The organism is Micromonospora orduensis, assembly GCF_006228125.1.
Lineage (GTDB): Bacteria > Actinomycetota > Actinomycetes > Mycobacteriales > Micromonosporaceae > Micromonospora > Micromonospora orduensis.
Window position 1 is genome coordinate 1 of record NZ_VDFY01000109.1, and the last position, 24,681, is coordinate 24,681.

General features: G+C 72.7%; 25 protein-coding genes and 1 pseudogene. 14 read left to right on the forward strand and 12 right to left on the reverse strand.

Features of this window, described 5'->3' with window-relative positions; all coding sequences use genetic code 11:
• Positions 1-258: 258 nt before the first annotated feature.
• Positions 259-555 carry a type VII secretion target gene (locus tag FHG89_RS07465; RefSeq protein WP_139583630.1) on the reverse strand — a complete coding sequence of 99 codons (297 nt, stop codon included), beginning with the start codon at positions 553-555 and terminating at the stop codon, positions 259-261.
• Positions 556-797: 242 nt separating this feature from the next.
• On the opposite strand from FHG89_RS07465, the gene FHG89_RS07470 reads away from it, so the two are divergent.
• The 5 genes from FHG89_RS07470 to ung all read left to right on the forward strand — a co-directional run bounded on the left by FHG89_RS07470 (position 798) and on the right by ung (position 5,755).
• Positions 798-2,267, forward strand: coding sequence for an NAD(P)H-hydrate dehydratase (locus FHG89_RS07470; RefSeq protein ID WP_139583631.1), 1,470 nt, complete (start codon positions 798-800; stop codon positions 2,265-2,267).
• A gap of 80 nt (positions 2,268-2,347) precedes the next feature.
• On the forward strand, positions 2,348-3,466 hold the full coding sequence (gene alr / locus FHG89_RS07475; RefSeq protein WP_139583632.1) for an alanine racemase: 1,119 nt from the start codon (positions 2,348-2,350) through the stop codon (positions 3,464-3,466).
• Positions 3,463-4,569 (forward strand): alpha/beta fold hydrolase, encoded by a 1,107-nt coding sequence (locus FHG89_RS07480; protein WP_139583633.1) that lies wholly within the window; start codon positions 3,463-3,465, stop codon positions 4,567-4,569. Before alr ends, FHG89_RS07480 begins: the two co-directional genes overlap by 4 nt.
• Positions 4,566-5,054 carry a tRNA (adenosine(37)-N6)-threonylcarbamoyltransferase complex ATPase subunit type 1 TsaE gene (gene tsaE, locus FHG89_RS07485; RefSeq protein WP_139583634.1) on the forward strand — a complete coding sequence of 163 codons (489 nt, stop codon included), beginning with the start codon at positions 4,566-4,568 and terminating at the stop codon, positions 5,052-5,054. The genes FHG89_RS07480 and tsaE overlap by 4 nt, the downstream gene beginning before the upstream one ends.
• Positions 5,054-5,755: a uracil-DNA glycosylase gene (gene ung / locus FHG89_RS07490; protein WP_139583635.1), complete on the forward strand. Its 702-nt coding sequence runs from the start codon at positions 5,054-5,056 to the stop codon at positions 5,753-5,755. Before tsaE ends, ung begins: the two co-directional genes overlap by 1 nt.
• Before the next feature lie 32 nt (positions 5,756-5,787).
• On the opposite strand, the gene FHG89_RS07495 is transcribed toward ung, so the two are convergent.
• Positions 5,788-6,492, reverse strand: a complete 705-nt coding sequence (locus FHG89_RS07495; RefSeq protein WP_139583636.1) for a helix-turn-helix domain-containing protein — start codon at positions 6,490-6,492, stop codon at positions 5,788-5,790.
• A 306-nt stretch (positions 6,493-6,798) separates the two neighbouring features.
• Here FHG89_RS07495 and tsaB point away from each other — a divergent pair, with 306 nt between their 5' ends.
• Genes tsaB through FHG89_RS07515 form a run of 4 tightly spaced genes read left to right on the forward strand, consistent with a single transcriptional unit; the run spans position 6,799 to position 9,263 of the window.
• On the forward strand, positions 6,799-7,476 hold the full coding sequence (gene tsaB, locus FHG89_RS07500) for a tRNA (adenosine(37)-N6)-threonylcarbamoyltransferase complex dimerization subunit type 1 TsaB (protein ID WP_139583637.1): 678 nt from the start codon (positions 6,799-6,801) through the stop codon (positions 7,474-7,476).
• Positions 7,473-7,955 carry a ribosomal protein S18-alanine N-acetyltransferase gene (gene rimI / locus FHG89_RS07505; protein ID WP_244295232.1) on the forward strand — a complete coding sequence of 161 codons (483 nt, stop codon included), beginning with the start codon at positions 7,473-7,475 and terminating at the stop codon, positions 7,953-7,955. The genes tsaB and rimI overlap by 4 nt, the downstream gene beginning before the upstream one ends.
• Positions 7,948-8,994: a tRNA (adenosine(37)-N6)-threonylcarbamoyltransferase complex transferase subunit TsaD gene (gene tsaD / locus FHG89_RS07510; RefSeq protein ID WP_007465128.1), complete on the forward strand. Its 1,047-nt coding sequence runs from the start codon at positions 7,948-7,950 to the stop codon at positions 8,992-8,994. Before rimI ends, tsaD begins: the two co-directional genes overlap by 8 nt.
• A gap of 14 nt (positions 8,995-9,008) precedes the next feature.
• Positions 9,009-9,263: a hypothetical protein gene (locus tag FHG89_RS07515; protein ID WP_139583652.1), complete on the forward strand. Its 255-nt coding sequence runs from the start codon at positions 9,009-9,011 to the stop codon at positions 9,261-9,263.
• A gap of 25 nt (positions 9,264-9,288) precedes the next feature.
• On the opposite strand, the gene FHG89_RS07520 is transcribed toward FHG89_RS07515, so the two are convergent.
• From FHG89_RS07520 to FHG89_RS07555, 8 genes and pseudogenes are all read right to left on the reverse strand, one after another.
• Entirely contained in the window at positions 9,289-10,026 is a 738-nt protein-coding gene (locus tag FHG89_RS07520; protein ID WP_139583639.1) for a DUF4142 domain-containing protein, read from the reverse strand.
• A 123-nt stretch (positions 10,027-10,149) separates the two neighbouring features.
• The gene (locus tag FHG89_RS07525; protein WP_139583640.1) at positions 10,150-10,449 is read right to left on the reverse strand and encodes a DUF1707 SHOCT-like domain-containing protein; all 300 of its coding nucleotides are present in this window, start codon (positions 10,447-10,449) and stop codon (positions 10,150-10,152) included.
• A gap of 19 nt (positions 10,450-10,468) precedes the next feature.
• Positions 10,469-11,650, reverse strand: a complete 1,182-nt coding sequence (locus tag FHG89_RS07530) for an ROK family protein (RefSeq protein ID WP_139583641.1) — start codon at positions 11,648-11,650, stop codon at positions 10,469-10,471.
• A 22-nt stretch (positions 11,651-11,672) separates the two neighbouring features.
• Positions 11,673-12,935 carry a sugar ABC transporter permease gene (locus tag FHG89_RS07535; protein WP_139583642.1) on the reverse strand — a complete coding sequence of 421 codons (1,263 nt, stop codon included), beginning with the start codon at positions 12,933-12,935 and terminating at the stop codon, positions 11,673-11,675.
• Positions 12,932-13,750: an ATP-binding cassette domain-containing protein gene (locus FHG89_RS07540; RefSeq protein WP_139583643.1), complete on the reverse strand. Its 819-nt coding sequence runs from the start codon at positions 13,748-13,750 to the stop codon at positions 12,932-12,934. The genes FHG89_RS07535 and FHG89_RS07540 overlap by 4 nt, the downstream gene beginning before the upstream one ends.
• A gap of 115 nt (positions 13,751-13,865) precedes the next feature.
• Positions 13,866-14,960 carry a sugar ABC transporter substrate-binding protein gene (locus FHG89_RS07545; protein ID WP_139583644.1) on the reverse strand — a complete coding sequence of 365 codons (1,095 nt, stop codon included), beginning with the start codon at positions 14,958-14,960 and terminating at the stop codon, positions 13,866-13,868.
• Between the two features lie 178 nt (positions 14,961-15,138).
• Positions 15,139-15,618: a Cys-tRNA(Pro) deacylase gene (ybaK, locus tag FHG89_RS07550; protein ID WP_139583645.1), complete on the reverse strand. Its 480-nt coding sequence runs from the start codon at positions 15,616-15,618 to the stop codon at positions 15,139-15,141.
• A gap of 9 nt (positions 15,619-15,627) precedes the next feature.
• Positions 15,628-16,762: pseudogene (locus FHG89_RS07555) on the reverse strand (THUMP-like domain-containing protein).
• A gap of 259 nt (positions 16,763-17,021) precedes the next feature.
• Between FHG89_RS07555 and groES the strand changes: the two are divergent.
• The 3 genes from groES to FHG89_RS07570 all read left to right on the forward strand — a co-directional run bounded on the left by groES (position 17,022) and on the right by FHG89_RS07570 (position 20,835).
• A complete protein-coding gene (groES, locus tag FHG89_RS07560) occupies positions 17,022-17,336 on the forward strand; it encodes a co-chaperone GroES (RefSeq protein ID WP_030330046.1) in 315 nt (104 codons plus the stop codon).
• Between the two features lie 70 nt (positions 17,337-17,406).
• Entirely contained in the window at positions 17,407-19,047 is a 1,641-nt protein-coding gene (gene groL / locus FHG89_RS07565) for a chaperonin GroEL (RefSeq protein WP_139583646.1), read from the forward strand.
• Positions 19,048-19,173: 126 nt separating this feature from the next.
• The gene (locus tag FHG89_RS07570; protein ID WP_139583647.1) at positions 19,174-20,835 is read left to right on the forward strand and encodes a molybdopterin-dependent oxidoreductase; all 1,662 of its coding nucleotides are present in this window, start codon (positions 19,174-19,176) and stop codon (positions 20,833-20,835) included.
• Positions 20,836-20,989: 154 nt separating this feature from the next.
• Here FHG89_RS07570 and FHG89_RS07575 read toward each other — a convergent pair whose 3' ends face one another.
• On the reverse strand, positions 20,990-21,373 hold the full coding sequence (locus FHG89_RS07575) for a WhiB family transcriptional regulator (protein ID WP_139583648.1): 384 nt from the start codon (positions 21,371-21,373) through the stop codon (positions 20,990-20,992).
• A gap of 252 nt (positions 21,374-21,625) precedes the next feature.
• Here FHG89_RS07575 and FHG89_RS07580 point away from each other — a divergent pair, with 252 nt between their 5' ends.
• The gene (locus tag FHG89_RS07580) at positions 21,626-22,447 is read left to right on the forward strand and encodes a helix-turn-helix transcriptional regulator (protein ID WP_139583649.1); all 822 of its coding nucleotides are present in this window, start codon (positions 21,626-21,628) and stop codon (positions 22,445-22,447) included.
• 38 nt (positions 22,448-22,485) lie between these two features.
• On the opposite strand, the gene FHG89_RS07585 is transcribed toward FHG89_RS07580, so the two are convergent.
• The gene (locus tag FHG89_RS07585) at positions 22,486-22,905 is read right to left on the reverse strand and encodes a DUF5319 domain-containing protein (protein ID WP_139583650.1); all 420 of its coding nucleotides are present in this window, start codon (positions 22,903-22,905) and stop codon (positions 22,486-22,488) included.
• A gap of 186 nt (positions 22,906-23,091) precedes the next feature.
• Between FHG89_RS07585 and guaB the strand changes: the two genes are divergently transcribed.
• Positions 23,092-24,654 (forward strand): IMP dehydrogenase, encoded by a 1,563-nt coding sequence (gene guaB / locus FHG89_RS07590; RefSeq protein ID WP_139583651.1) that lies wholly within the window; start codon positions 23,092-23,094, stop codon positions 24,652-24,654.
• Positions 24,655-24,681: the final 27 nt, after the last annotated feature.

A 24,681-nucleotide genomic window follows, 5' to 3' on the forward strand; every position in this document is an offset into this window, starting at 1 on the left:
CGCGGTCAACTCGCCGCGTAGGCCGCCCAGACGTACGTCCGCCGCCGTGGCCGCCGCCCCGGACCAGTCGCCCCGCAACCGCCCGGCGGCCCCGGCCAGCCACCGGCGCGCCTGTCGACAGGCCCGGTCAACCCCGCCCAGGCCGCCCCGGCCACCCGCCAGCCACCCGGGTCGGCTACCGGCAGCTCTGGGCCGCCGACCCGGGTGGCTGGCGGGTGGCCGGGGCGGCGGCCCAGAGCTGCCGGTAGCCGACGGCGCTCACCGAGGCAGGGCGGCGAACCGACCGGCGGCGCGGTCGTCCACCGACTCGTACGCCTCCGCCGCCGACCTGACCCCGCCGGCCGTCGCGGCCACCTGGGCGCCCAGCCCGCAGAACCAGGCGTGCCCGGCAGCCTCCAGCTCCACCAGGGACGCGGCGGCCCGCCAGCCGGGCGCCGGCACCAGCAGCCCGGGCACCCCGGCCAGGCCCGACGCCAACCCGTGCGCCGCACCGTCGAGCGCGGCGGCCACCGCGCGCAGCGCCTCCGGCTGGACCGTCAACGGTTCCTCGGCCATGACCCACCCCCACAGATCGGCATCGACGCCCCGACGCTAGGTGCGATCCGGGCGCCCGGTCGTGCCCTGTGGACAGCGTCGACAGTCGTACGCCGGGGCTGTCCACAGGCGTTGCCCACAGCCGACCCGACGGTTAATCTGCGGCCGTTCCCGCCGGTAGGGTGAAGCGGTGATCGTCGCGGTCGGCACCGACGTCGTCCTGGCCGACCAGCACACCCGCGAGCGGAACGGGGCACGGTGACATGAGACCGGTGTGGCGGGTGGCCGACGTACGGGCGGCCGAGGCGGGGCTGATGGGCACGCTGCCGGAGGGCACGCTGATGCAGCGGGCCGCCGCCGGGCTGGCCCGCCGGGCCGCGCTGCTGCTCGCCGAGCGGGGCGGCGTGTACGGCGCCCGGGTGCTGCTGCTGGTCGGCTCCGGCGACAACGGTGGCGACGCGCTCTACGCGGGGGAGCGGCTGGCCCGTCGGGGCGTGCGGGTGTCCGCCCTGCTGCTCACCCCCGGGCGGGCGCACGCGGGCGGGTTGGCGGCCCTACGGGCTGCCGGCGGCCGGCTGGTGGACCGCCCGGCCGGCCCGGTCGACCTGGTCCTCGACGGCATCGTGGGGATCGGCGGCACCGGCGGGCTGCGAGCGAGCGCCGACGAGATGGTCCAGCACCTCGGCGACCTGCGCGGACGCGACGGCGGTCGGGCGACCGTGCTGGCGGTGGACGTCCCGAGCGGCGTCGCGGTGGACACCGGTCATGTGCCGCTGTCCGCGTCCGGCCGGCCCACCGCGGTCCGCGCCGACGTGACGGTGGCCTTCGGCGCGTTGAAACCCGCCCTGGTGGTCGGGCCGGCCGCCACCCTCGCCGGGCAGGTGGAGCTTGTCGACATCGGGCTGCGGCCATGGCTGCGGGGCACTCCCGCGCTGCGGGTCACCGAGTGGTCCGACCTGGTCGACTGGTGGCCCCGGCTGGGTGCATCGTCGGAGAAGTACACGCGGGGTGTGGTCGGCGTCGCGACCGGCTCGGCCACGTATCCGGGCGCGGCCGTGCTCTCCGTCGGCGGGGCCCTCGCCGGGCCGACCGGTCTGGTCCGCTACGCCGGCGGCGCCCGGGCCGAGGTGCTGCACCAGCACCCGTCGGTGATCGCCACCGGCCGGGTCGCCGACGCGGGCCGGGTACAGGCCTGGGTGTGCGGCTCCGGGCTGGGCACCGGCGAGGACGCGGCTGCCGAGCTGCGGGGCGTCCTGGCCGCCCCGGTGCCGGTGGTGCTCGACGCCGACGCGCTGACCCTGCTGGTGGACGGATCGCTCGCCGACCGGCTGCGCGGCCGGGACGCACCGATCGTCGTCACCCCGCACGACCGGGAGTTCACCCGGCTCTGCGGGGAGGAACCGGGCGCCGACCGGGTCGGCTCGGCGCTGCGGCTGGCCGCCTGGATGAACGCGGTGGTGCTGCTCAAGGGCGACCGCACGGTGATCGGCACGCCGGACGGTCGGGCGTACGTCAACCCGACCGGCACCCCGGCGCTTGCCACCGGCGGCACCGGTGACGTGCTGGCCGGGCTGCTCGGCTCGCTGCTCGCGTCCGGGTTGCCCGCCGATCAGGCGGCGGCCTCGGCCGCGTACCTGCACGGGCTGGCCGGGCGGGAGGCGGCCCGGAGTGGGCCGGTGACCGCGCCCGACGTGGCGACGGCGCTGCGCCCGGTCCTCGCCCGGCTGGGCTGATCGTCCCGTCCTGGGCGGGTCGGCGTGACGGGACATGCGTCGCCGCCCACGGTGATCACAGCGGAAAGTAGGCTTGGCGCATGTGGCAGGCCGAGGTACGCGTCGATCTTGACGCGATCCGTGCGAACGTGAGTCGACTCCGCTCCGGCACCACCGCCGAGTTGATGGCGGTGGTGAAGGCCGACGGGTACGGCCACGGCATGCTCCCGGCCGCGCGGGCCGCGCTCGACGCCGGGGCGGACTGGCTCGGGGTCTGCACCCTCGACGAGGCGCTCACGCTGCGTCGGGCCGGGGTGACCGCGCCGGTCCTCGCCTGGCTGCTCGCTCCCGGGCTGCCGCTGCACGAGGGGGTCACCGCCGGGGTGGACCTCGCGGCGGCGAGCCTTCCGCAGCTGGACGAGATGATAGAGGCGAGTCGGCTGGCCGGCCGCCCCGCCCGACTGCACCTGAAGATCGACACCGGGCTCTCCCGGGGTGGGGCGACCGTCGCGGACTGGCCGGCCCTGCTGGACGCCGCCGCCAAGGCGCAGGCCGACGGCCTGATCGAGGTGGTCGGCGTGTGGAGCCACTTCGTGTACGCGGACATGCCGGGTCACCCGACCACCGACCGCCAGTTGGCCGTCTTCCACGAGGGGCTGGCCATGGTCGAGCGGGCCGGTCTGCGCCCCCGCTGGCGGCACCTGGCGAACTCGGCGGCCACCCTGACCCGCCCGGACACCCACTTCGACCTGGTCCGTCCCGGGCTGGCCATCTACGGGTTGTCCCCGGTGGCCGGCGAGACGTACGGGCTGAAGCCGGCGATGACCGCGCGCGCCCGGGTGATGCTCACCAAGCGGGTGCCCGCCGGCACCGGGGTGTCGTACGGCCACACCTACACCACCCCGGCCGATGCGAACCTGGCCGTGGTGCCGCTCGGCTACGCCGACGGGGTGCCGCGGCACGCGTCCAACAGCGGTCCGGTGCAGCTCGCCGGCAAGCGGCGGACGATCTCCGGGCGGGTCTGCATGGACCAGTTCGTGCTCGACTGCGGCGACGACCCGGTGGCCGACGGCGACGTGGCGACGCTCTTCGGCAGCGGCGTCGACGGGGAGCCGACGGCCGACGACTGGGCCGAGGCGGTCGGCACGATCAACTACGAGATCGTCACCCGGTTCGGTGGGACGCGGGTGCCGCGCGTCTACGACGGCGTGACGCAGTGAGTTCGTTCCGCGTTCCGCGCCCGCGCACGGCGGTCGGCCGGGTCGCCGGGATCGTCGGCGCGGCCGTCGGGGTGGCGGCGGCCGGTCTGGCCGCCGGCGTCGCGACCGAGCGCACCCTGGTCCGCCGCCTCAAGGCCGACCCGACCGACCGCTACGCGCACGAGATGTTCGGCCAGCAGCGGTACGACGAGGCGTTCCGGCTGGAGTTGCCGGACGGCACGGACATCCACGTCGAGGTGGTCGAGCCGACCCGGTCGGTGCCGGGGCATCCGACGGTGGTGCTGGTGCACGGCTTCTGCCTGGACATGGGCACGTTCCACTTCCAGCGCCAGATGTTGGCCGAGCGGGGCGACTATCGGGTCGTGGCGTACGACCAGCCCGGTCACGGCCGCTCGGGCCGGTTGGAGACCGGGGAGTACGACCTCGCGGTGCTCGGCCGGACGTTGCGCCGGGTCATCGACCGGACCGCCCCGGAGGGGCCGTTGGTGCTGGTCGGGCATTCGATGGGCGGCATGACGATCATGGCGTTCGCCGAGCTGTTCCCGGAGCTGTTCGGTGACCGGGTGGTGGGCACCGTCCTGATGGCCACGTCGGGCGGTCTGATCGCGGAGACCAAGCTGGTCGCGCCGGCGCTGCTCGGCCGGGTCGGCGGCCCGGTGCTGTACATGGTCAACAACGCCACCCGGTACGGCGGGCCGGTGATCGACAGGGCCCGCAAGTCGACGTCGAACGTCGCCTGGCTGTTGACCCGCAAGTACGGCTTCGGCACCCGCAAACCGAGCCCGGCGCTGGTGTCCTACGTGGAGACGATGAACTCCCGGACGTCAGCCGACACGGTGACCCGCTATCTGCGGACCCTGGCCACCCACTCGCGTTTCCCGGCGCTCGCGGCGCTGGCCGCGACTCCGGTGCTGGTGGTGGTCGGCGACAAGGACATGATCACTCCGGTGACCCACTCCGAGGAGATCGTGCGGCGGTTGCCGCACGCCGAGTTCGTGAAGATCGAGGACAGCGGCCACGTGGTGATGTTGGAGCACGCGGACGAGGTCAACGCCGCGTTGGCGCGGTTTCTGGAGTCGTTGCAGAGCGTGGAGGAACGGTGAGTCACGTCGTCAAGCTGCCGACCGTCGAGGACACCCGGGACTTCGGGCGGCTGCTGGCCGGGCTGCTGCGCGCCGGTGATCTCGTGCTGCTGACGGGTCCGCTGGGTGCCGGCAAGACCGCGCTCACGCAGGGCATCGGCGCCGGGCTCGGTGTGGTCGGGGACATCACCTCGCCGACGTTCGTGATCGCCCGGGTGCACCGGCCCGATCCGGCCCGGGGCGGTCGGGTGGGGTTGGTGCACGCCGACGCGTACCGGCTGGGTGACGCCACCGACCCGCGCGCCGAGATCGACGATCTGGACCTGGACGCCTCGGTGGACGATTCGGTGACCGTGGTGGAGTGGGGCGAGGGCCTGGTGGAGCAGTTGGCCGACGCGCATCTGCGGGTCCGTATCGACCGCCGCGACGACGACACCCGGGTCGTGGAGCTGGATCCGGTGGGTGGAGACTGGGCACGGCGATTGGCCGACCTGAAAGGTTTGTGATGCCCGACGACGCCCCCACCCTGGACCTGCTGGCACTGCTGTCGGAGCCGTGGCGTGCCGTGCTCACCCCGCACCTCGACCCGGCGCGCACCGCCGCGCTCGGCGAGTTCGTCGCCCGGGAGTACGCGACACAGACCGTCTTCCCGCCGTTGGACGACCTGTTCTCGGCGTACCGGCTCTGCCCGCCGCAGGGCACCCGGGTGCTGATCCTCGGGCAGGATCCCTACCACCGGGCCGGGCAGGCGCACGGGTTGAGCTTCAGCGTCCGCGACGGGGTGGCCGTGCCGCCGTCGTTGCGCAACGTCTTCAAGGAGCTGGGCGAGGACGTGGGCGTGCCCAAGCCGCGCAGCGGCAACCTCGACGGTTGGGCTGCGCAGGGCGTGTTGCTGCTCAACGCGGTGCTGACCGTCCGCCAGGCCACGCCGGGCTCGCATGCGAACGCCGGTTGGGAAGAGTTCACCGACGCCACCATCCGGGCGTTGGACGCGTCGCCGCAGCGGGTGGTCTTCCTGCTCTGGGGCGGGTACGCCCGGAAGAAGGCCGCCCTGGTCACCAACCCGCAGCACGTGGTGCTGGAGGCCGGGCATCCCAGCCCGATGAATCCGCGCGGCTTCCTGGGCAGCCGCCCGTTCAGCGCCGCCAACAAGGCTCTCGCCGACGCCGGTCTGCCCACCGTCGACTGGGAACGCACCGCCGGCTGACCGCCGGTCCGCCCTGGCCGCCGACCGGTGGGTCAATCCTCGCCGGCCGGCTGCCGGGCCCGGTAGCGGCGCAGCAGTTCGGTTGCGCGTGGTTCGGTCAGTTCCAGCTCGACCAGCGGCACCACCTGGTAGCCGCGCCCGGCGTGGCGTACCTCGATGGTTTCGGGCAGCTCGTCGCACATCACGGCCCTGATCTCGCCGTGGCGGGTCGACCACCGGTGCTCGCCCTGCTCCTCGGGCTCCAACCAGATCCCGCCGAACTCGCCCCAGCGGGCGTTCCACCGCTGCCCGTAGTTCGCCTCCAGCCAGCGAGTGAACTGTTTCGAGTCCTGCCAGCGCAGGGCGATCTCGAGCGCGTCGACCGGCACCGGCGCGTCCTGTAGCAGCGCCGCGGTGCAACCGGTGATCACCTGGGGGAGGTCGGTGAGCCGGTCCAGCAACCGATCCAGGCCCAGCTCGTCGATCCGCTCGGCGATCGGCCGGGCGGCCAGCTCGTCGATCCGGGCGTCGAGGTGCGCGTCCAGCGGCTCCACCCCGACGACCAGCTGCACGTCCATCGCGGCGAGCAGTGCCTCGAGGACCCGGATGCTGGGCGCGCGGTTGCCGCTCTCGATCCGGGCCACCGCGGCCTGGCTGACCCCGGCCGCCTCGGCCAGCTGGCCCTGGGTCAGCTCGCGCAGGTGCCGTTGCTCTCGGACAGCGTTGCCGAGCAGAGGGCCAAGGCGTGTGGACGGCATCCCGGAATGGTGGACCAGGCCAGGCCGGAACGGATACCACTGAGCCGTATTCACGACTGGTCGGCTTCGCTGGAGATCCGGCGTGCGGCGGGTCATCGTCGGCCCGGCCACCCTGATGCGGGACCGGGGGCGTGGCCTGCGAGGGCGGGGCGGCCCGTGCGGCGTGCGAGATGCCGCGAGCGGGCGTGGCGGGCCGGCGGAACGAACGGGCCGGCGGAACGAACGGGCCGGGTATGCGGGCGTGACGAGGCGTCGGGGCGGGGCGTGGCCGAAGGTTCGTGGCGGGGCCCGCTAGGCTGGCTTACCGTGCTCGTACTCGTGGTGGACAGCTCGACCCCTGCGGTGACCGCGGCCCTCGTGGAGGTCTCGGCGGACGGTGTCGCGTCCCGCGCGCACAGGTGCACGGTCGATGCCCGCGCGCACGGCGAACTGCTGGCGCCCCAGGTCGACGCGGTCCTCGCCGACGCCGACGCGCGTCCCCGTGACCTGACCGCCATCGTCGCCGGGCTCGGCCCGGGGCCGTTCACCGGGCTGCGGGTCGGTCTGGTCACCGCCGCCACGATGGGCCAGGTGCTCGGCATCCCCACGTACGGCGTCTGCTCGCTGGACGCCATCGGCTACCCGGCGGCGGCCGGCGAACCGGTGCTGGCCGCCAGCGACGCCCGCCGCAAGGAGCTCTACTGGGCCGTCTACGACGGTGCCGGCCAGCGCCTCGTCGGACCCGAGGTCTCCACGCCCGCGGTGGCCGGCGCCCGCGCCCGGGAGCTGGGCGCGCTTGTCGCGGTCGGCGACGGGGCGCACCGGTACGCCGAGGTCCTGGATCTCCCGGTCCGGGTCGAGCCGCGCTACCCGGACGCCACAGTCCTGGCGATGCTCGCCGCCGAGCGGATCCGGGCCGGCGCCCCCGGCGAGCGGCTCACCCCGCTCTACCTGCGCCGCCCGGACGCCGTGGCGGCCACCGGCCGCAAACCGGTCCTCCCGTGACGGCGGTGCGGCTCGAACCGTTCCGCTGGTGGCACATCGACGAGGTGATGCCGACCGAGGCGGACCTGTTCGGGCCCGGGAAGTGGTCCCCGGCCATGTTCTGGAACGAGCTGGCCAACGGCCACCACTACCGGGTCGCCACCGACGACGACGGCACGGTGCTCGGTTACGCCGGGCTCGCCGGAGCCCCACCGGACGAGGTGTGGGTACAGGTCATCGCCGTCCGGCGGGACGTCCAACGGCGCGGCATCGGGCGCGTCCTGCTGGAGGACCTGCTCGCCGAGGCGGACCGACGCGGCGCCCGCAGGACCCTGCTGGAGGTCGCCGTGGACAACGTCGCCGCCCAACGGCTCTACGCGACCTACGGGTTCGAGCCGATCGGGGTACGACGCGGCTACTACCAAGCGACAAACACCGACGCGCTGGTCATGCAGCGCGACGCCGAGCCGACCGGGGACGGACCACACGACCATGGCTGACGAACCGCTGATCCTGGGCATCGAGACCTCCTGCGACGAGACCGGCGTCGGCATCGTGCGGGGGCACACCCTGCTGGCCGACGCGCTCGCCTCCAGCGTCGAGGAGCACGCCCGGTTCGGGGGCGTGGTGCCCGAGGTGGCCAGCCGCGCCCACCTGGAAGCCATCGTGCCGACCATGCAGCGGGCGCTGACCGAGGCCGGCGTCACCCTGGCCGACATCGACGCGATCGCGGTCACCTCCGGGCCCGGACTGGCCGGCGCGCTGCTTGTCGGTGTAGCCGCCGCCAAGGGGTACGCGCTCGCCGCCGAGAAGCCCGTGTACGGCGTCAACCACCTGGCCGCGCACGTCGCCGTGGACACCCTGGAGCACGGCCCGCTGCCGGAACCCGCCATCGCGCTGCTGGTCTCCGGCGGGCACTCGTCGCTCCTGCTCGTCGACGACCTGGCCCGGGGCGTCACCCCGCTGGGCGCCACCATCGACGACGCGGCCGGTGAGGCGTTCGACAAGGTCGCCCGGCTGCTCGGGCTGCCGTTCCCCGGTGGCCCGCCCATCGACCGGGAGGCCCGCGCCGGCGACGCCGCCTCGATCGCCTTCCCGCGCGGTCTGACCGCCGCCAAGGACCTCGCGGCGCACCGGTACGACTTCTCGTTCTCCGGGCTCAAGACCGCGGTGGCCCGCTGGGTCGAGGCGCGACAGCGCGCCGGCGAGCCGGTGCCGGTGGCCGACGTGGCCGCGTCCTTCCAGGAGGCGGTCTGCGACGTCCTGACCAGCAAGGCGCTCGCCGCCTGCCGCGCGCAGGGCATCGAGACCCTGGTGATCGGCGGGGGCGTGGCCGCGAACTCGCGGCTGCGGGCGCTGGCCGAGCAGCGGGCCGAGAAGTACGGCATCCGGGTCCGGGTGCCCCGGCCGAAGCTGTGCACCGACAACGGGGCGATGGTGGCCGCGCTCGGTTCGCACCTGGTCGCCGCCGGCGTCGCGCCGAGCCGGCTCGACCTGCCGGCCGACTCGGCGCTGCCGCTGACCACGGTCAGCGTGTGACGGGGGCGACGGACATGATCGTGCGGATGTGGGAGGCGCGGGCCGAGGCGTACGGGGTTGCCGACCTGATCACCTGGGTGTGCGACACCGCCCTGCCCGAGGTGGAACGCGACCCGCTGCACGTGTCCAGCGAGGTCTTCTCGTCCACCGACCATCGGGTCGTGGTCATCTCCAAGTGGCGCAGCAACCCGCGCCCACTGCCCGATCCGCCGGCCCTGCTGGTGGCCCGCGCCCCGCACTCCTGGGACTTCACCCAGGTCGACCGCTGACCCTGGCCGCCGACACCGCCGACACTCAGTGGCGACGCAGCATCCGGTAGGTGGCGATCCCGCCGGTGCCCAGCGCGGCGAGGAACACCAGCCAGACGACTGTGCTGCTGACCCCGACCTGCGGGCCGGCGTTCGCCCCGGCGGCCGCCAACAGGCCGTCCTTGCCGGGGGCGGGCAGCGCCGCCGGCGGCAGTTCCGGCCAGCGGACCAGCCCCGTGCTCTCCAGCATCTGCATGTGGTGCTGCACGAAGGCGTTGGCGTCCTCGCAGAGCTTGCGGACCGTCGCGTCCCGGGTGCTGGCCCGTACCGCGCCGATCACCGGGAAGATCTTTCCGTGGGCCACCCGCAGCCGGGTCACGAAGATCTGGTCGAACCGGGCGCCGGAGGCGTTCTGCATCTCCGTCAGCCAGCCCTTCTGCTCGGCCGTCGGCTCGGAGGGAATGGTCGCGCCCAGTTTGTTGGCCGCCTCCACGACGAGCTCGTCGAGCTTCTGGTGCTCGTTGGCGATGCCGGCACCGATCTCCCGGACCTTCGCCGACTGCCCCTTCTCGGCGGCCATCTGACCGGCCGGCATCTCCCACAGCCCAGCCAGCCGCACACCGTTGAGCAGGGTCATGTCGGCGGCGTTCAGCTGCTGCCCGGCGGGGGCGGCGACAGCCACGCCGGGCAGGACCCCGACCCCGGCGATGATCGCGATGAGCAGCATCGCCGTCCGGTGGGTCCGGTTGCCCAGCCAACGACGGGCGGATCTGAGCGGTGCCATGTCTGCGGTGCCTCCTCGGTCCGGACCGAAACGCGTCGGACCGGGCAGCCGTACGTGCCGGCTGCCCGTCCGTCCACTGATACGGACTGATCGTGCGATCAGTTCACCCGACGGCGACGCGGATCAGCGGGTGACGGCGAGGAAGCCACCGAGCAGCAGCAGCGTGAGCGCGGCGACGGCGAAGAGCACCAGCAGCTCCCGGCGGCCGTGCCCCACGTCTGTCGCCCCGGTGGCCCGGTCGTCGGGCAGGGCCGGCAGGTCGCGGGTCAGCGCGGCCAGGTCACCTAGGGTACGGGCCGTCCACACCGCACCGACGCGCTCGGAGAACTCGTCAAGGGTGAGCCGGCCGGCAGTGGTGTGCCGGTGCAGATCGGCGACCACCCGGTGACGGTCGTCGTCGGAGGCGCGCAGCTCGACATCCACGCCGGACAGGGTACGCGGGTCAGCCCACGTCGAGGGGGTCGGCGAGGAGCCGTTCGAAGGCCAGTTCGGCGGCGCCTATCAGGGGCGCGTCCCCACCCAGTTGGGGGGTGCGCAGCCGGACGTGTTCCAGGCAGGCGCCGAGCGCGTTGGAGTTGAGCCGGCTGCGGATCTGGGCGGCCGCGGCCAGGTAGAGATCGCGCATGGTGCCGCCGAAGATGACCATCTCCGGGTTGAAGACGTTCACCAGGTTGGCCACCCCGAACCCGAGCCAGTCACCGGCCTGACGGACCGCCGTCTGGGCGCGGGCGTCACCCCGGTCGGCGGCGTCGAAGACGGCCAGCAGCGCGTCTCGTCCCCGCGCGTCGGAGCGCCCCGCCGCGCGGAGCAGTCCGTGCTCGCCGATCTCGGTCTCCCAGCATCCCCGGGCGCCGCACTCGCAGGGCGTACCGTCGCGGACCACCTTCATGTGGCCGACCTCGCCGCCGTACCCGCCGTGCCCGGTGAGCCGGCGACCACCGGCGATGATGCCGGCGCCGACACCGACATCGCCGTACAGGTAGATGACGTTGTCGCAGCCGGCGGCCACCCCCCGTGCGTGTTCGGCGAACGCGGCCATGTCGGCCACGTTGCCGACCGTGATCGGCACGTCGAGGCCGAGTTCGGCGCCGAGCGCCGTGCCGATCGGCTCGTCCACCCAGCCGGTGGTGGGGCCGAGCCGGACCAGGCCGTCCTCGCGGCGGACCATGCCGCAGACCGCGACGCCGGCACCCACGCAGATCGCGTCGGACGGCACCGCCTGCTGCATCTCCTTGACCGCACCGGCCAGCAGCGGCGCGGCCTCGGCGGCAAGCAGGCCACGCGGCCGGTCCAGATCCCGGCGGTCCAGGACCGCGCCACCCAGCCCGATCCGGGCCGCGCGCAACCGGTCCACCTCGACCGAGTACGCGTACGCGTAGACCCGGGCGGACTCGGGCCGGACGACGAGTGACGGTCGTCCGGCCCGCCCGGTCTCCTTCGGTGCCCCCTCGCTGACCAGTCCCACCGCGGACAGGTCGGCGGTGAGCGCTCCGATGGTGCTGCGGTTGAGGCCCAGCGTGGTGGTCAGTTCGGCACGGGTGGTCGCACCGTGGACGTGCACGTGCCGTAGCAGGGCACCGAGGTTCTGCCGTCGGACGTCGTCCTGGCTCGGTCCTGCGCGCATGGTGGTGCTACCTCCCGCGCGGTCAACGGGTGCCGGTGGCTGCCGCCCGGCGGCGGGAGAGAGCGTCCACGCTGGCGGCGAGCAGCAGCACGACGCCGGTGACCACGTACTTGACTCCCGCGCTGTACCCCATGAGGCCCATTCCATTTTCGATGACCGCGACCACCGCGCCGCCGAGCACGGCGTCGAGGACGCGGCCCTTTCCTCCGAAGAGGCTGGTGCCGCCGATGACGGCCGCGCCGACCGCGTAGAGCAGTACGTTACTGCCACCCGTGTTCGGGTCGACCGAGTTGGCCCGGCTGGCGGCCACGATGCCACCGACGGCCGCCATGGACGAGCAGATCATGAAGACCGAGATCCGGATCCGGTCGACGTCGATGCCGGCCCGGCGGGCAGCCTCCCGGTTGCCGCCCACGGCGTAGATGTGCCGGCCGTAGCTGGTGCGCTGGAGCACGAAGGTCCAGACGACCAGCAGCACCGCGATGATCGGCACGACGATCGGCACACCCTTGAGCGAGCTGATCAGGACGTTGCGGCTGCGCTCCAGGTTGAGGACGTACACCGCCGCGCCGAGGATGACGGCGAGCCCGGCGATCCGGAGCGCGACCACCGCGATCGGGTCGGAGATCAGACCGCGGGCCACCCGGTTGCGGTGGCGCAGCAGTTGCACCGCCGCGTAGCCGACGACCGCGAGGACGGCCAGCGCCCAGCCCAGGGCGGGGGTGAGGTTGCGGTTGGCGATGGCGACCAGCACGTTGTCGCGGACGGAGATGTTGGTGCCCTCCTTCACCAGGAGCAGCACGATGCCCTGGAAGGCGAGGAAGCCGGCGAGGGTGACCACGAAGGACGGAATGCCGATCTTCGCGACGAGCAGTCCGAGGGTGGTGCCGATGACCAGGCCGGTGGCGATCGCGGCGAGCACGGCGACCCACCAGGGGTAGCCGAGCACGGTGACCACATTGGCCAGTACCGCCGCGCAGACACCGCTGGCGAAGCCGGCGGAGAGGTCGATCTCGCCGAGCAGCAGCACGAAGACCAGGCCCATCGCGATAAGCGTCACCGCCGCGCCCTGGGTGAAGAGGTTGGCGAAGTTCCCGGCCGACAGGAACGACGACGGCTGCATGACCGCGAAGACGGTGCAGAGCACGATCAGGCCGAGTACGGCCGGTAGCGCGCCGACGTCGCCACCGCGTACCCGACTCAGGTAGGTGCGGGCGTGCCCCCCGATGCTCGGCGGCGGGGTGACGGCCGCCGGGCCGTCCTTGCGCACGGCGGTGGTGGTCATCGGAGGCCTCCTGAGATCGAGTCGGCCGGCTGCGTGCCGTCGCCGTTGCTGCCAGTCTCGGTCGTGAGGCCGAGCGCGCCCGAGCGCCCGGCGGTGATCAGCTCGACCACCTGGGCGTGGGTGATGTCGGTGGTCCTCACCTGGGCGACCATCTGGCCGAGGTAGAGCGCGGCGATCCGGTCGGAGACGGCGAAGACGTCGTTCATGTTGTGCGAGATGAGCACCACGGCCAGACCGTTGTCGGCGAGGCGGCGGACCAGTTCGAGCACCTGGGCGGTCTGTGCCACGCCGAGCGCCGCGGTCGGCTCGTCGAGGATGACCAGTTTGCTGTTCCACAGCACCGCCTTGGCGATGGCCACGGTCTGGCGCTGACCGCCGGAGAGGCTGGACACGTGCTGGCGCAGCGACGTGACCGTACGGATGGAGAGCCCGGCCAGCGTCTCGGCGGCGAGCTGTTCCATGGTGGGCTCGTCGAGGACGATGCCGCTTCGCTTCTCCCGGCCCAGGAACATGTTCTGCACGATGTCGAGGTTGTCGCAGAGCGCGAGGTCCTGGTAGACGACCTCGATGCCGAGCCCGGCGGCGTCGCGGGGGCTGCCGATGTGCACCGGTTCGCCGTTGAACAGGAACTCGCCGGCGTCGGTGGGGTGGATGCCGCTGATGCACTTCACCAGGGTCGACTTGCCGGCGCCGTTGTCGCCGACCAGTGCGGTCACTTCTCCCGGGTGCACGGTCAGGGCGACGTCGCGGAGCACCTGGACGGGACCGAAGCTCTTGTCGATCCCGCGGAGCTCCAGCAGGGGGGTCGCGGACACGGGGGTCTCCTTCTTAAGGGAGTGTCGGGGCCCGTCCGGCGGGTGCCGCCCGGCACGGGAGGGATTCTCCCGTGCCGGGCGGTGATGGTCGTCCCGGCGGGTACTGCGGCGTCGGTCAGCTGATGCCGGCGTCGGTGCAGGCCTTGGCGTACGCCGCGGTGCAGACCTCTTCCTTGGTCACGTAGCCGTCGGCGATGACGTCCTTGATGTTGTCCTTGTAGATGGCCTTCGGGGTGAGCAGCACCGAGGGGACGTCGCGGCCGCCCTCCGGGTCCTTCACGGTCTGGCCGGTGTCCTTCTTCTCGCCCTTGGCCAGGGCGATGGCCAGGTCGGAGGCGGCCTTCGCCTCTTCCCGCACGGCCTTGTAGACGGTCATGCACTGGTCACCGGCGAGGATGTTCTGCAGGCCCTCGGTGCTGGCGTCCTGCCCGGTCACCGGCACCTTGCCGTTGAGCTTGTTCTTCTTCAGGATCGAGATGGCCGCGTTGCCGAGGCCGTCGTTGGCGGCCAGCACGCCGTCGATCTTGCCGTTGGCCTTGGTGAGCTGCTGCTCGAAGATCGTCGCGGCCTGCGCGTTGTCCCACGCGGGCACGGAGTCCTCGGGGCCCTTGGTGTATTCCTTGCTGTCGAACTTCGGCTTGAGCACCGAGTCGTAGCCGGCCTTGAACAGGGTGGCGTTGTTGTCGGTGGGGGAGCCGTTCAGGTACGCCACGACGGGGTTCTTGACGCCCTTGTCGGTCAGGCACTTCGACAGACCCTCGCCCTGGAGCTTGCCGACGGTCTCGTTGTCGAAGCTGACGTAGTACTGGGCCGAGCCGCCCAGCGTGAGCCGGTCGTAGTCGATGGTGGCGACGCCCTGGGACTTGGCCTTGTCGAGCACGGCCTTGCCGGTGCCGGAGTCCAGGTTGACGATCATCAGAGCGGTGACGCCGCTGGTGATCATCTGGTCGGCGATGGTCTGGAAGGCGGTCTTGTCGTTCTGGGCGTTCTGGATGTCGTACTTGACGCCGGCGGCCTTGAACGCCTCCTCCAGGAAGCGTCGGTCCGCGGTCTCCCAGCGGGCCGAGGACTTGCTGTCCGGAAGGATCACGCCGATCTTGGGGGTCTTGGCGGAGCTGCCCGATTCCGGGCTGGAGTCGTCGCCGCAAGCGGTCAGGCCGCCGGTCGCCAGCAGGCCCACGGCGGCGATGGTGAGGATCCCCTTACGCATGTGCAGGGTCCTTTCGGAGGTGGGGGAGGTGTTGTTTTGTTGTGCCCGGCAACGTATTGCGCGTCACGCCGGGTCCACAAGACCGCCCAGGTGTCAAGTTTGTTGGGAGCGATAACAATTCAGCAACGCAACTGTTACTCCCCGAACATCCCACGGAGAGCCGATGTAACGACAGTCGTCAGCGGGCCTGCAACGGCGCGGTACGGGCCGCGGTCAACGCCACCAGATCCGCCGCCGACAGTTCGAGTTGCAGACCGCGCCGGCCTGCGGAGACGTAGATCGTCGGCAGGTCCAGGGCGGAGTCGTCGAGCACAGTGGGCAGTCGCCGACGCTGCCCGAGCGGGCTGATCCCGCCCCGCACGTAGCCGGTGGCCCGCTCGGCGACCGTCCGGTCGGCCAGCGCCGCACGCTTGCCGCCGACCGCCGCGGCGAGCGCCTTGAGGTCCAGTTCCCCGGTGACCGGTACGACCGCCACGGTGAGTGCGCCGTCCACCTCGGTCACCAGCGACTTGAACACCCGCTCCGGGGCCACGCCGAGCGCCGCCGCCACCAGCGCGCCGTAGTTCGGTGCGTCCGGCGCCACCTGGTAGGGGTGGGTGCGATGCGCGATCCCACGCTTGACCAGTAGAGCCGTCGCCGGAGTGCCCTGTCCCGCCACACCCCGAACCTAATCGACCGGTCGGCCGATCAGCACCGTCGGTGCCCCGGCGATCCGGGTGAGCACCAGACTCGCCGCCTGGTCGCCGGCCAGCCGCAGGTCCCGCCGCAGCTGCTCCGGGGTGAGCGCCGAACCCCGCTTGAGAATCTCGACCCGGCCCACCCGGCGATCCCGCAGCAGTGCCCGCAGTCGCTTGAGCGAGAACGGCAGCACGTCGGTGATCTCCAGGCAGCGCGCGTACGGGGTGCGGGTCGGTTGGTCGGCGTAGAGGTAGGCGATGCTCGGGTCGGCGAGGGTGGCGTCCAGCTCGCCGGCCAACTCGGCGACGAGGTGCGCGCGGACCACCGCCGGGTCCGGGTCGTACAGGTAGCGGCGCGGCGGCCCGACCGGCGCCTCGGTGGCGCCCGAGCCGGTGAGCTGGTGGCGGCGGGTCTCGCCACCCTCCCGGCGGTACAGGGTGGCGCGGCGGGGCACCTCGGCCAGTTCGCCGCACCAGAGCGCGGCCTCGACCAGGTCGCCGTCCACGCCGACCCACTCCGCCTCCGCGCCGGCGGGGATCAGCGTGTGGTCCAGGCCCGGGGCCACCTTCACCACGGTGCGCGGCACCCGCTCGGCCAGTCCGGTGACGAAGTCCCACGGTGGCGAGTAGGCGCGCGGGTCGAAGATCCGTCGGCCGGTCCCGGTGGTGCGCCGGGCCGGGTCGCAGAAGACGCCGTCGACCCGGGAGACGTCGAACGCGGTGGCGTCGCCGCACTCGACAGTGAACAGCTCGGCCAGCCCGGCCGCCTCGGCGTTGGCGGCGGCCATCGCGGCGGTCACCGGGTCGGCCTCCACCCCGTACACCCGGATGCCGGCGCGGGCGGCGGCCAGCGCGTCCGCGCCGAGGCCGCAGCCGAGGTCGGCCAGGGTGTGGACGCCGCCGGCGGCCAGCCGGGCGGCCGGCAAGTTCGGTCCCGCCGCCTCGGGGATGTTCCTCACCCGCGCCGGCCTGGGTGAGCGCCGCCGCGGCCAGCGCCGGAGGCATCCCGGCCGCGCGCAACGCCGACGCCGCGGCCAGCGGGTCGCCGCCGGCCAGTCCGGCCGCCGCCGTGAGCGCGGCCGACCCCTCGGGGGTGCGCAGCAGCGCCAGCTGGTCGAGATCCACCCCGACATTCTCCCGGTCGACGCGAAAATCCGGCCTGGCGGGGCGCGACTCGCTGGCACTCTCCTTGACGGAGTGCTAGCCACGGAATAACCTGCGATTAGCACTCTCACCCTGAGGGTGCCAGCTTCCGGGTCTCGCGACCCGGGTGCGCACGCCAGGCGGACCGGCACCCGCGACGACGGCCCCGCCCGGTGGCATGAGGCAGATTGACGCTGGTCAGCCCCGCTGGCCAGCAACGAAACCAGTACCCCAGGAGGGTATGCCCGTGACTACCGCGACCAAGGTTGCGATCAAGCCGCTCGAGGACCGCATCGTGGTCCAGGCGAACGAGGCTGAGACCACCACGGCGTCGGGCATCGTGATCCCCGACACCGCCAAGGAGAAGCCGCAGGAGGGCACCGTCCTCGCTGTGGGCCCGGGGCGCGTCGACGACAACGGCAACCGGGTTCCGGTTGACGTCCAGGTCGGCGACACCGTCCTCTACTCGAAGTACGGCGGCACCGAGGTCAAGTACGCCGGCGAGGAGTACCTGGTGCTCTCCGCCCGCGACGTCCTCGCGGTCATCGAGAAGTAAGCAACCGATCAGTGCCACTGCCCCGGTCCGGCTCGCCGGGCCGGGGCAATGGCGCTTCGAAGGGACATTCATGGCGAAGATCCTGAGCTTCTCGGACGACGCCCGACACCTGCTGGAGCACGGTGTCAACGCCCTCGCGGACGCGGTCAAGGTCACCCTCGGCCCGCGCGGGCGCAACGTCGTCCTGGACAAGAAATTCGGTGCGCCGACGATCACCAACGATGGTGTGACCATCGCCAAGGAGATCGAGCTCACCAACCCCTACGAGAACCTCGGTGCGCAGCTGGTCAAGGAGGTGGCGACCAAGACCAACGACGTCGCCGGCGACGGGACCACCACCGCCACCGTGCTGGCCCAGGCGATGGTTCGCGAGGGCCTGCGCAACGTGACCGCCGGGACCAACCCGGCCGGCCTCAAGCGGGGCATCGACGCGGCGGCCGCCAAGGTCTCCGAGGCGCTGCTCGGCCGGGCCGTCGAGGTCGCCGGCAAGGACTCGATCTCGAACGTGGCGACGATCTCCGCGCAGGACGCCACCATCGGCGACCTGATCGCCGAGGCGATGGAGCGGGTCGGCCGCGACGGTGTCATCACCGTCGAGGAGGGCTCGATGCTCACCACCGAGCTGGACGTGACCGAGGGTCTCCAGTTCGACAAGGGCTTCATCTCGCCGAACTTCGTCACCGACCTGGAGGGTCAGGAGTCCGTCCTCGAGGACGCGTACATCCTGGTCACCACCCAGAAGATCTCGGCGATCGAGGAGCTGCTGCCGCTGCTGGAGAAGGTCCTGCAGAACAGCAAGCCGCTGCTGATCATCGCCGAGGACGTGGACGGCCAGGCGCTGTCCACCCTGGTGGTCAACTCGCTGCGCAAGACCCTCAAGGTCTGCGCGGTCAAGGCCCCGGGCTTCGGTGACCGCCGCAAGGCCATGCTCCAGGACATCGCGATCTCCACGGGCGCCGAGCTGGTCGCCCCGGAGCTGGGCTACAAGCTCGACCAGGTCGGCCTGGAGGTGCTCGGCACCGCCCGGCGCGTCGTGGTCGACAAGGAGAACACCACGATCGTCGACGGCGGTGGCCAGAAGGCCGACGTCGCCGACCGGGTGGCCCAGATCCGCAAGGAGATCGAGGCCTCCGACTCCGACTGGGACCGGGAGAAGCTGGCCGAGCGGCTGGCGAAGCTCTCCGGCGGCATCGCCGTGATCAAGGTGGGTGCGGCGACCGAGGTCGAGATGAAGGAGCGCAAGCACCGCATCGAGGACGCCATCGCGGCGACCAAGGCAGCGGTCGAGGAGGGCACCGTGCCCGGCGGCGGCGCCGCCCTGGTGCAGATCCTCCCGGTGCTCGACGACGACCTGGGCTTCACCGGTGACGAGAAGGTCGGCGTCTCGATCGTGCGCAAGTCGCTCGTCGAGCCGCTGCGCTGGATCGCGCAGAACGCCGGTCACGACGGCTACGTCGTGACCCAGAAGGTCGCCGACATGCAGTGGGGCAACGGCCTCGACGCCGCCACCGGCGAGTACGTCGACCTGGTCAAGGCCGGCATCATCGACCCGGTGAAGGTGACCCGCAACGCGGTCACCAACGCCGCCTCGATCGCCGGTCTGCTGCTCACCACGGAGAGCCTCGTGGTGGAGAAGCCGGAGCAGGCCGAGCCGGCCGCTGCCGGTGGGCACGGCCACGGTCACGGCCACCAGCACGGCCCGGGCTTCTGACCCGGTAGCGACACCCGTCCCGGGGCACACCGTCGTACGGCGGTGTGCCCCGGTTCGTCTTTCGAGGTCATTACCGAGCGCTGACGTGGTTGGCGACCCGGCGGAATGATCGCGCACACTGGGCCGATGAGCACCACGTCACGGCGGTACGCCGCGCTGGCCGGAGTGACCGCTGCCGCCGTCGCGATCGGGATCGCCGAGCCGGTGGCGGTGCTGACCGGCCCCCGGTCGGCGCCGCTGGTCGCGGTCGGCGGGGTGGTCGTCGACGCCGTCCCCGAGTCGGTGAAGCAGTTCGCCATCGACATCTTCGGCACCGCCGACAAGATCGCCCTGCTGGTCGGTACGGCGGTGCTGCTGGGCGCGTTCGCCGCGCTGTTCGGGATGCTGGCGGTACGCCGGTTGGCTCTCGGCCTGGCCGGAATCGCGGCGTTCGCCGCCGTCGGGGTGGCCGCCGCGGTGACCCGTTCCGGCGCGGACGTCTTCGACGCGCTGCCGTCGCTGGTCGGCGGTGGTCTCGGCGCCGTGGTGCTCTGGCTGTTCATCGCCGGCCCGCTGGAGCTGGACCCCTGGCCGTGGTCCCCGCCGGCGCCGACCACACGGCGGGCTCCGGTGTCGCCGGCCGGCCCGACGACGTCCGACGACCTGCCGGTGCCGGTGACCCCGGCCGCGCCCCCGGAGCCGGACGCGTCGAGCGGGCGGGCGCCGGGCGAGGCAGCCGACCCGGAGTCGCGTCGGCGGTTCCTCACCAGCGCCGGGGTGCTGCTCGGCACCGCCACGGTGGCCGGTCTCGGCGGCCGTTGGCTGGCCGGGCGGCGCGGCGTGTCGGCCGCCCGGGACGCGATCCGGCTGCCCGCTCCGGTCGCCCCCGCACCGGCCGTTCCGGCGGGCGCGGACCTCTCGCTGGCCCAGCTCGCGCCGTACGTCACCCCGAACTTCGGGTTCTACCGGATCGACACCGCCCTGGTGGTGCCGCAGGTGGACCCGGACACCTGGCGGTTGCGGATCCACGGGCGGGTCCGTACGGAGCGCACCTACAGCTACGCCGACCTGCTGGCCCGGCCGCTGGTCGAGCGGTACGTCACGCTGGCGTGCGTCTCCAACGAGGTGGGTGGGGACCTGATCGGCAACGCCCGCTGGCTCGGCGTACCCCTGCGGGAGCTGCTCGACGAGGTCGAGCCGGAGGACGACGCCGACCAGGTCGTCGGCCGGTCGGTCGACGGCTGGACCTGCGGCACCCCCACCGCCGCGCTGCGTGACGGGCGGGACGCGCTGCTGGCGGTCGGCATGAACGGCGAGCCTCTGCCGGTCGAGCACGGCTTCCCGGTCCGGATGGTGGTGCCCGGCCTCTACGGCTACGTGTCGGCCTGCAAGTGGGTGACCGAGCTGGAGCTGACCCGATTCGCCGACTTCGACGCGTACTGGGTGCCGCGGGGCTGGTCCGTCGAGGGACCGATCAAGACCCAGTCGCGGATCGACGCTCCCCGGGCGCGCAACCGGCTGACCACCGGCCCGGTCACCGTGGCCGGGGTGGCGTGGGCGCAGCACCGGGGCATCCGCCGGGTCGAGGTACGCGTCGACGGCGGGCCCTGGCAGGAGGCCGAACTGGCGCCGACGGTGTCGGTGGACACCTGGGTGCAGTGGTCGTGGCGCTGGGACGCCACGCCGGGCGAGCATCGCCTCCAGGTCCGGGCGACCGACGCGACGGGCGAGACGCAGACCGAGCGGAGACAGGGCGTCGTCCCGGACGGCGCCACCGGCTGGCACACGGTCACCGTCACGGTCCGCTGACCCCCACGCCGGCCCCGGGTGATCATGAAGTTACTGCCCCGACACGCCGTTGGCCCGGGCGACAACTTCATGATCAACGCGGATGGGAGGTGGAGGGGACGCGAAACCGCGCCCCTGGTGGGGCGCGGTTTCGTGGGTGTTGAGGGAGTGCCGGTCAGGCGACGTTGCGCTGGGCCGGGACGGTGGACTTGTGTGGGCGGCCGAGTCGGGCCTCCAGCCGGGCCACGTCCACCCGGGCGTGCCGGCGGTCGGCGAGGTCCTCCCAGCCGACGGCGAGCAGCCGCAGCCGCTCCGACTCGCTGAAGCCACCCCACACGCCGTACGGCTCGCGCACCGACAGCGCGTGCGCGGCGCACTCGGCGCGGACCGGGCAGGCGCGGCAGACGGCCTTGGCGGAGGATTCGCGACGCAGTCGGGAGGAGCCCCGCTCGCCGTCGGGGTGGAAGAACTGGGCGCTGTCGCGCCCTCGACAGGCACCGAGCCGCTGCCAGTCCCAGAGATCGACGATGGGTCCGGGCAGTCTACGTACGTTCGACATCAGCACCCCTCCTCCCGCGCGGCACCGCGAGATCCTTGTGGCCGGCTTCCGGGCGGCGGGCCGCGCAGGCGCACCGTTCCCGGCCTGGACTTCCCGGTACCCGGGTCGCCGCCGACTCACACGTGTGTGATCGAGAACGCCCTGGAAATTGCGGCTTTTGCCCTGTCTGTCGGAAAAGTTCGAAGGATTGCCGGGAACCCCCTCCCCAGCCGACCTGGTCATGGTCTGCTCGTGGGCGGAGAGGAGACCACAGTGCGTACCGTTCTTGTGTGCGTTCGGACACCGCTCGCGGCCCAGCATCTGACCTCTGCTGCCGCGCGGCTGGGGTTGTCCGCGATCGTCCGTACCGCCGTCTCCGATCCCGAGGTGATGCTGCGGCTCGCCGAGCGACCGGCCGACGTGGTGCTCGCCGACACGGCCCTCACCCGGCCGGACAGTGCGGGCTTCGTCCGCCGAGTGCTGGCCCGCGCGCCGCAGGCCGCGGTGGTGCTGCTCGGCACCGAGGAGTCCGAGGCCGCGGCGGCCACCATCAGCGCCGGCGCCCGAGGCCTGATCCAGAACGCCGACCACGATCTGACCAGCGCGGTGGCCAAGGCCCTGCTGCTGCTCACCGCCCCCGGTCGCGCGAACCGGCAACGGATCACCGATCCGGCCCGCGACACCGCGGCCGTCGGCGGCCCGGGCCGTTCCACGCCGTCGCTGCGCGGCTCCGGCGAACCCGGCCGGTCCTCCACCGCGGCCGGCGAGGGGTCGGCGGGTGTGCCGTCGGTGCCCGTGCAGCGGGGCGACGACGAAGCCGAGCCGGCGAACGGCGAGGCCCCGGCCGAGCAGGCCGACCCGGCCCGCCCCGCACCGGGCGCCCGCCCCGCGCGGGCGTCGGTCGGGCTCACCGAACGGGAGCTCCAGGTGCTGCTGGGGATGGCCGAGGGCAAGAGCAACGCGGAGATCGGCCGGGAGCTGTTCGTGTCGGAGGACACCGTCAAGACGCACGCCCGCAGGCTGTTCCGCAAGCTCGGCGCCCGGGACCGCGCGCACGCGGTCGCCGCCGGGTTCCGCGCCGGCCTGGTCGCCTGACGCCGCCCGCGGACAGGGCCGCCAGAGACCGGCGGGGCTCAGTCCGTCGCGGTGGGGGTGCCCGGCTCGTCCTCGGTGCCCTCGGTCAGGGTGTCGTGCACCCCGTCGGCGTACCCGCGGGCGTAGTCCCACGTCACGTAGTGGTCCGGGTCCGGGTCGTACGCGGGCTCGTGCACGCGGGGCCGGCCCGAGTTGAGCAGGTGGCGCAGGTTGCCCCGGAGCAGGTCCCAGTCGAAGTAGTGTGGCTCCCGGCAGTCCTCGCATTCGATCACCAGCCCGCGCACCCCGATCGGTGCCAGCAGGGCCTGGTAGATCTCCAGGTCGGCGAGGTCTTCCAGCACATCCTGCCGCTCGACGTCGGTAAGCGGATCCGGCGTCGCGTCGTCGCCCGGGTCGTCCAGCCCCGCGGTCGGGTCGGCCGGGTCGCCGTTGAACGGGTCGATGGGCTCGTCGTGCACCCCCTCACCGTAGACCCAACGCGGCGGGGACGTCCGCCCCCCGGCCGCGCGACGGGCTGGCCCGCCACCGCAGGAGTCGCCCAGCTCACTGGGTACGATGGGACGACGTGCCGGCACCGTGGCGTGCTCCGGTGCCCGCCCGCGCCACCTCGCTGAAGCCCATCCGAGCAGCTCAGGGGAGCAATCGTGGAAAATTCGCCCAGCACTGATCTTCCGGCCGGCGTCGAGCGCGCCGACCTGGGCGGCCACCTGCCCGAGCTGCCGGCCGGCTCGGCCCGGGTCGTTCCGCTCGGGCTCACCTTCGACGACGTGCTGTTGCAGCCGGGCGAGTCGGACGTGGTGCCCAGCCGGGTCAACACCCGGACGAAGCTCACCCGCAACATCGAGCTGACCATCCCGTTGCTGTCCAGCGCGATGGACACCGTCACCGAGGCGCGGATGGCGATCGCCATGGCCCGCCAGGGTGGCATCGGCGTGCTGCACCGCAACCTCTCGGTGGATGACCAGGCGCTCCAGGTCGACCTGGTCAAGCGGTCCGAGTCCGGCATGATCACCAACCCGGTGACGGCCAGCCCCGACGACACGCTGCGCGAGGTCGACGAGCTGTGCGGCCGGTACCGGATCTCCGGTGTTCCGGTGGTGGACGGCGACGGCCAGCTGGTCGGCATCGTCACCAACCGGGACATGCGGTTCGTCTCCGAACCGGACACTCCGGTCCGCGAGATCATGACCCGGACTCCGCTGATCACCGCCCGGGTCGGGGTGAGCAAGGACGACGCGCTGGCGCTGCTGCGCCAGCACAAGGTCGAGAAGCTGCCGATCGTGGACGACTCGGGTCGGCTGCGCGGGCTGATCACCGTCAAGGACTTCACCAAGAGCGAGCAGTACCCGGAGGCCACCAAGGACGGCGCCGGTCGGCTCCGGGTGGCCGCCGCGATCGGCGTCGGCGAGGACTCGTACAAGCGGGCCCGCACGCTTGTCGACGCGGGCGTGGACGTGCTGATCGTGGACACCGCGCACGGCCACCAGCGGGCTGTGCTCGACATGGTCCGCCGGCTCAAGAAGGACGTGAGCGTCGACATCGTGGGCGGCAACGTGGCCACGTACGCCGGCGCGAAGGCGCTTGTCGACGCCGGCGCCGACGGGGTCAAGGTGGGTGTCGGCCCGGGTGCGATCTGCACCACCCGGATCGTCGCCGGGGTCGGCGTCCCGCAGATCACCGCGATCATGGAGGCGGCCCGGGCCGCCCGCCCGGCCGGCGTGCCGGTGATCGGTGACGGCGGCATCCAGTACTCGGGCGACATCGCCAAGGCGCTTGTCGCCGGCGCCGACACGGTGATGCTCGGCAGCCTGCTGGCCGGCTGCGAGGAGAGCCCCGGCGAGCTGATCTTCGTCAACGGCAAGCAGTTCAAGGCGTACCGGGGGATGGGGTCGCTCGGCGCGATGCAGTCCCGGGGCCAGGCCAAGTCGTACTCGAAGGACCGCTACTTCCAGCAGGACGTGCTCAGCGACGACAAGCTGGTCCCCGAGGGCGTCGAGGGTCAGGTGCCCTACCGGGGGCCGCTCTCCCGGGTGGCCCACCAGCTGGTCGGTGGCCTGCGTCTGGCGATGGGGTACGCCGGTGCGGAGAACATCCCCGACCTGCACGACCGGGGCCAGCTCATCCGGATCACCGCGGCCGGTCTCAAGGAGAGCCACCCGCACGACATCCAGATGACCGTCGAGGCGCCCAACTACCACACCCGCTGACCCCACCACCCCTGTCTCTTATACCCA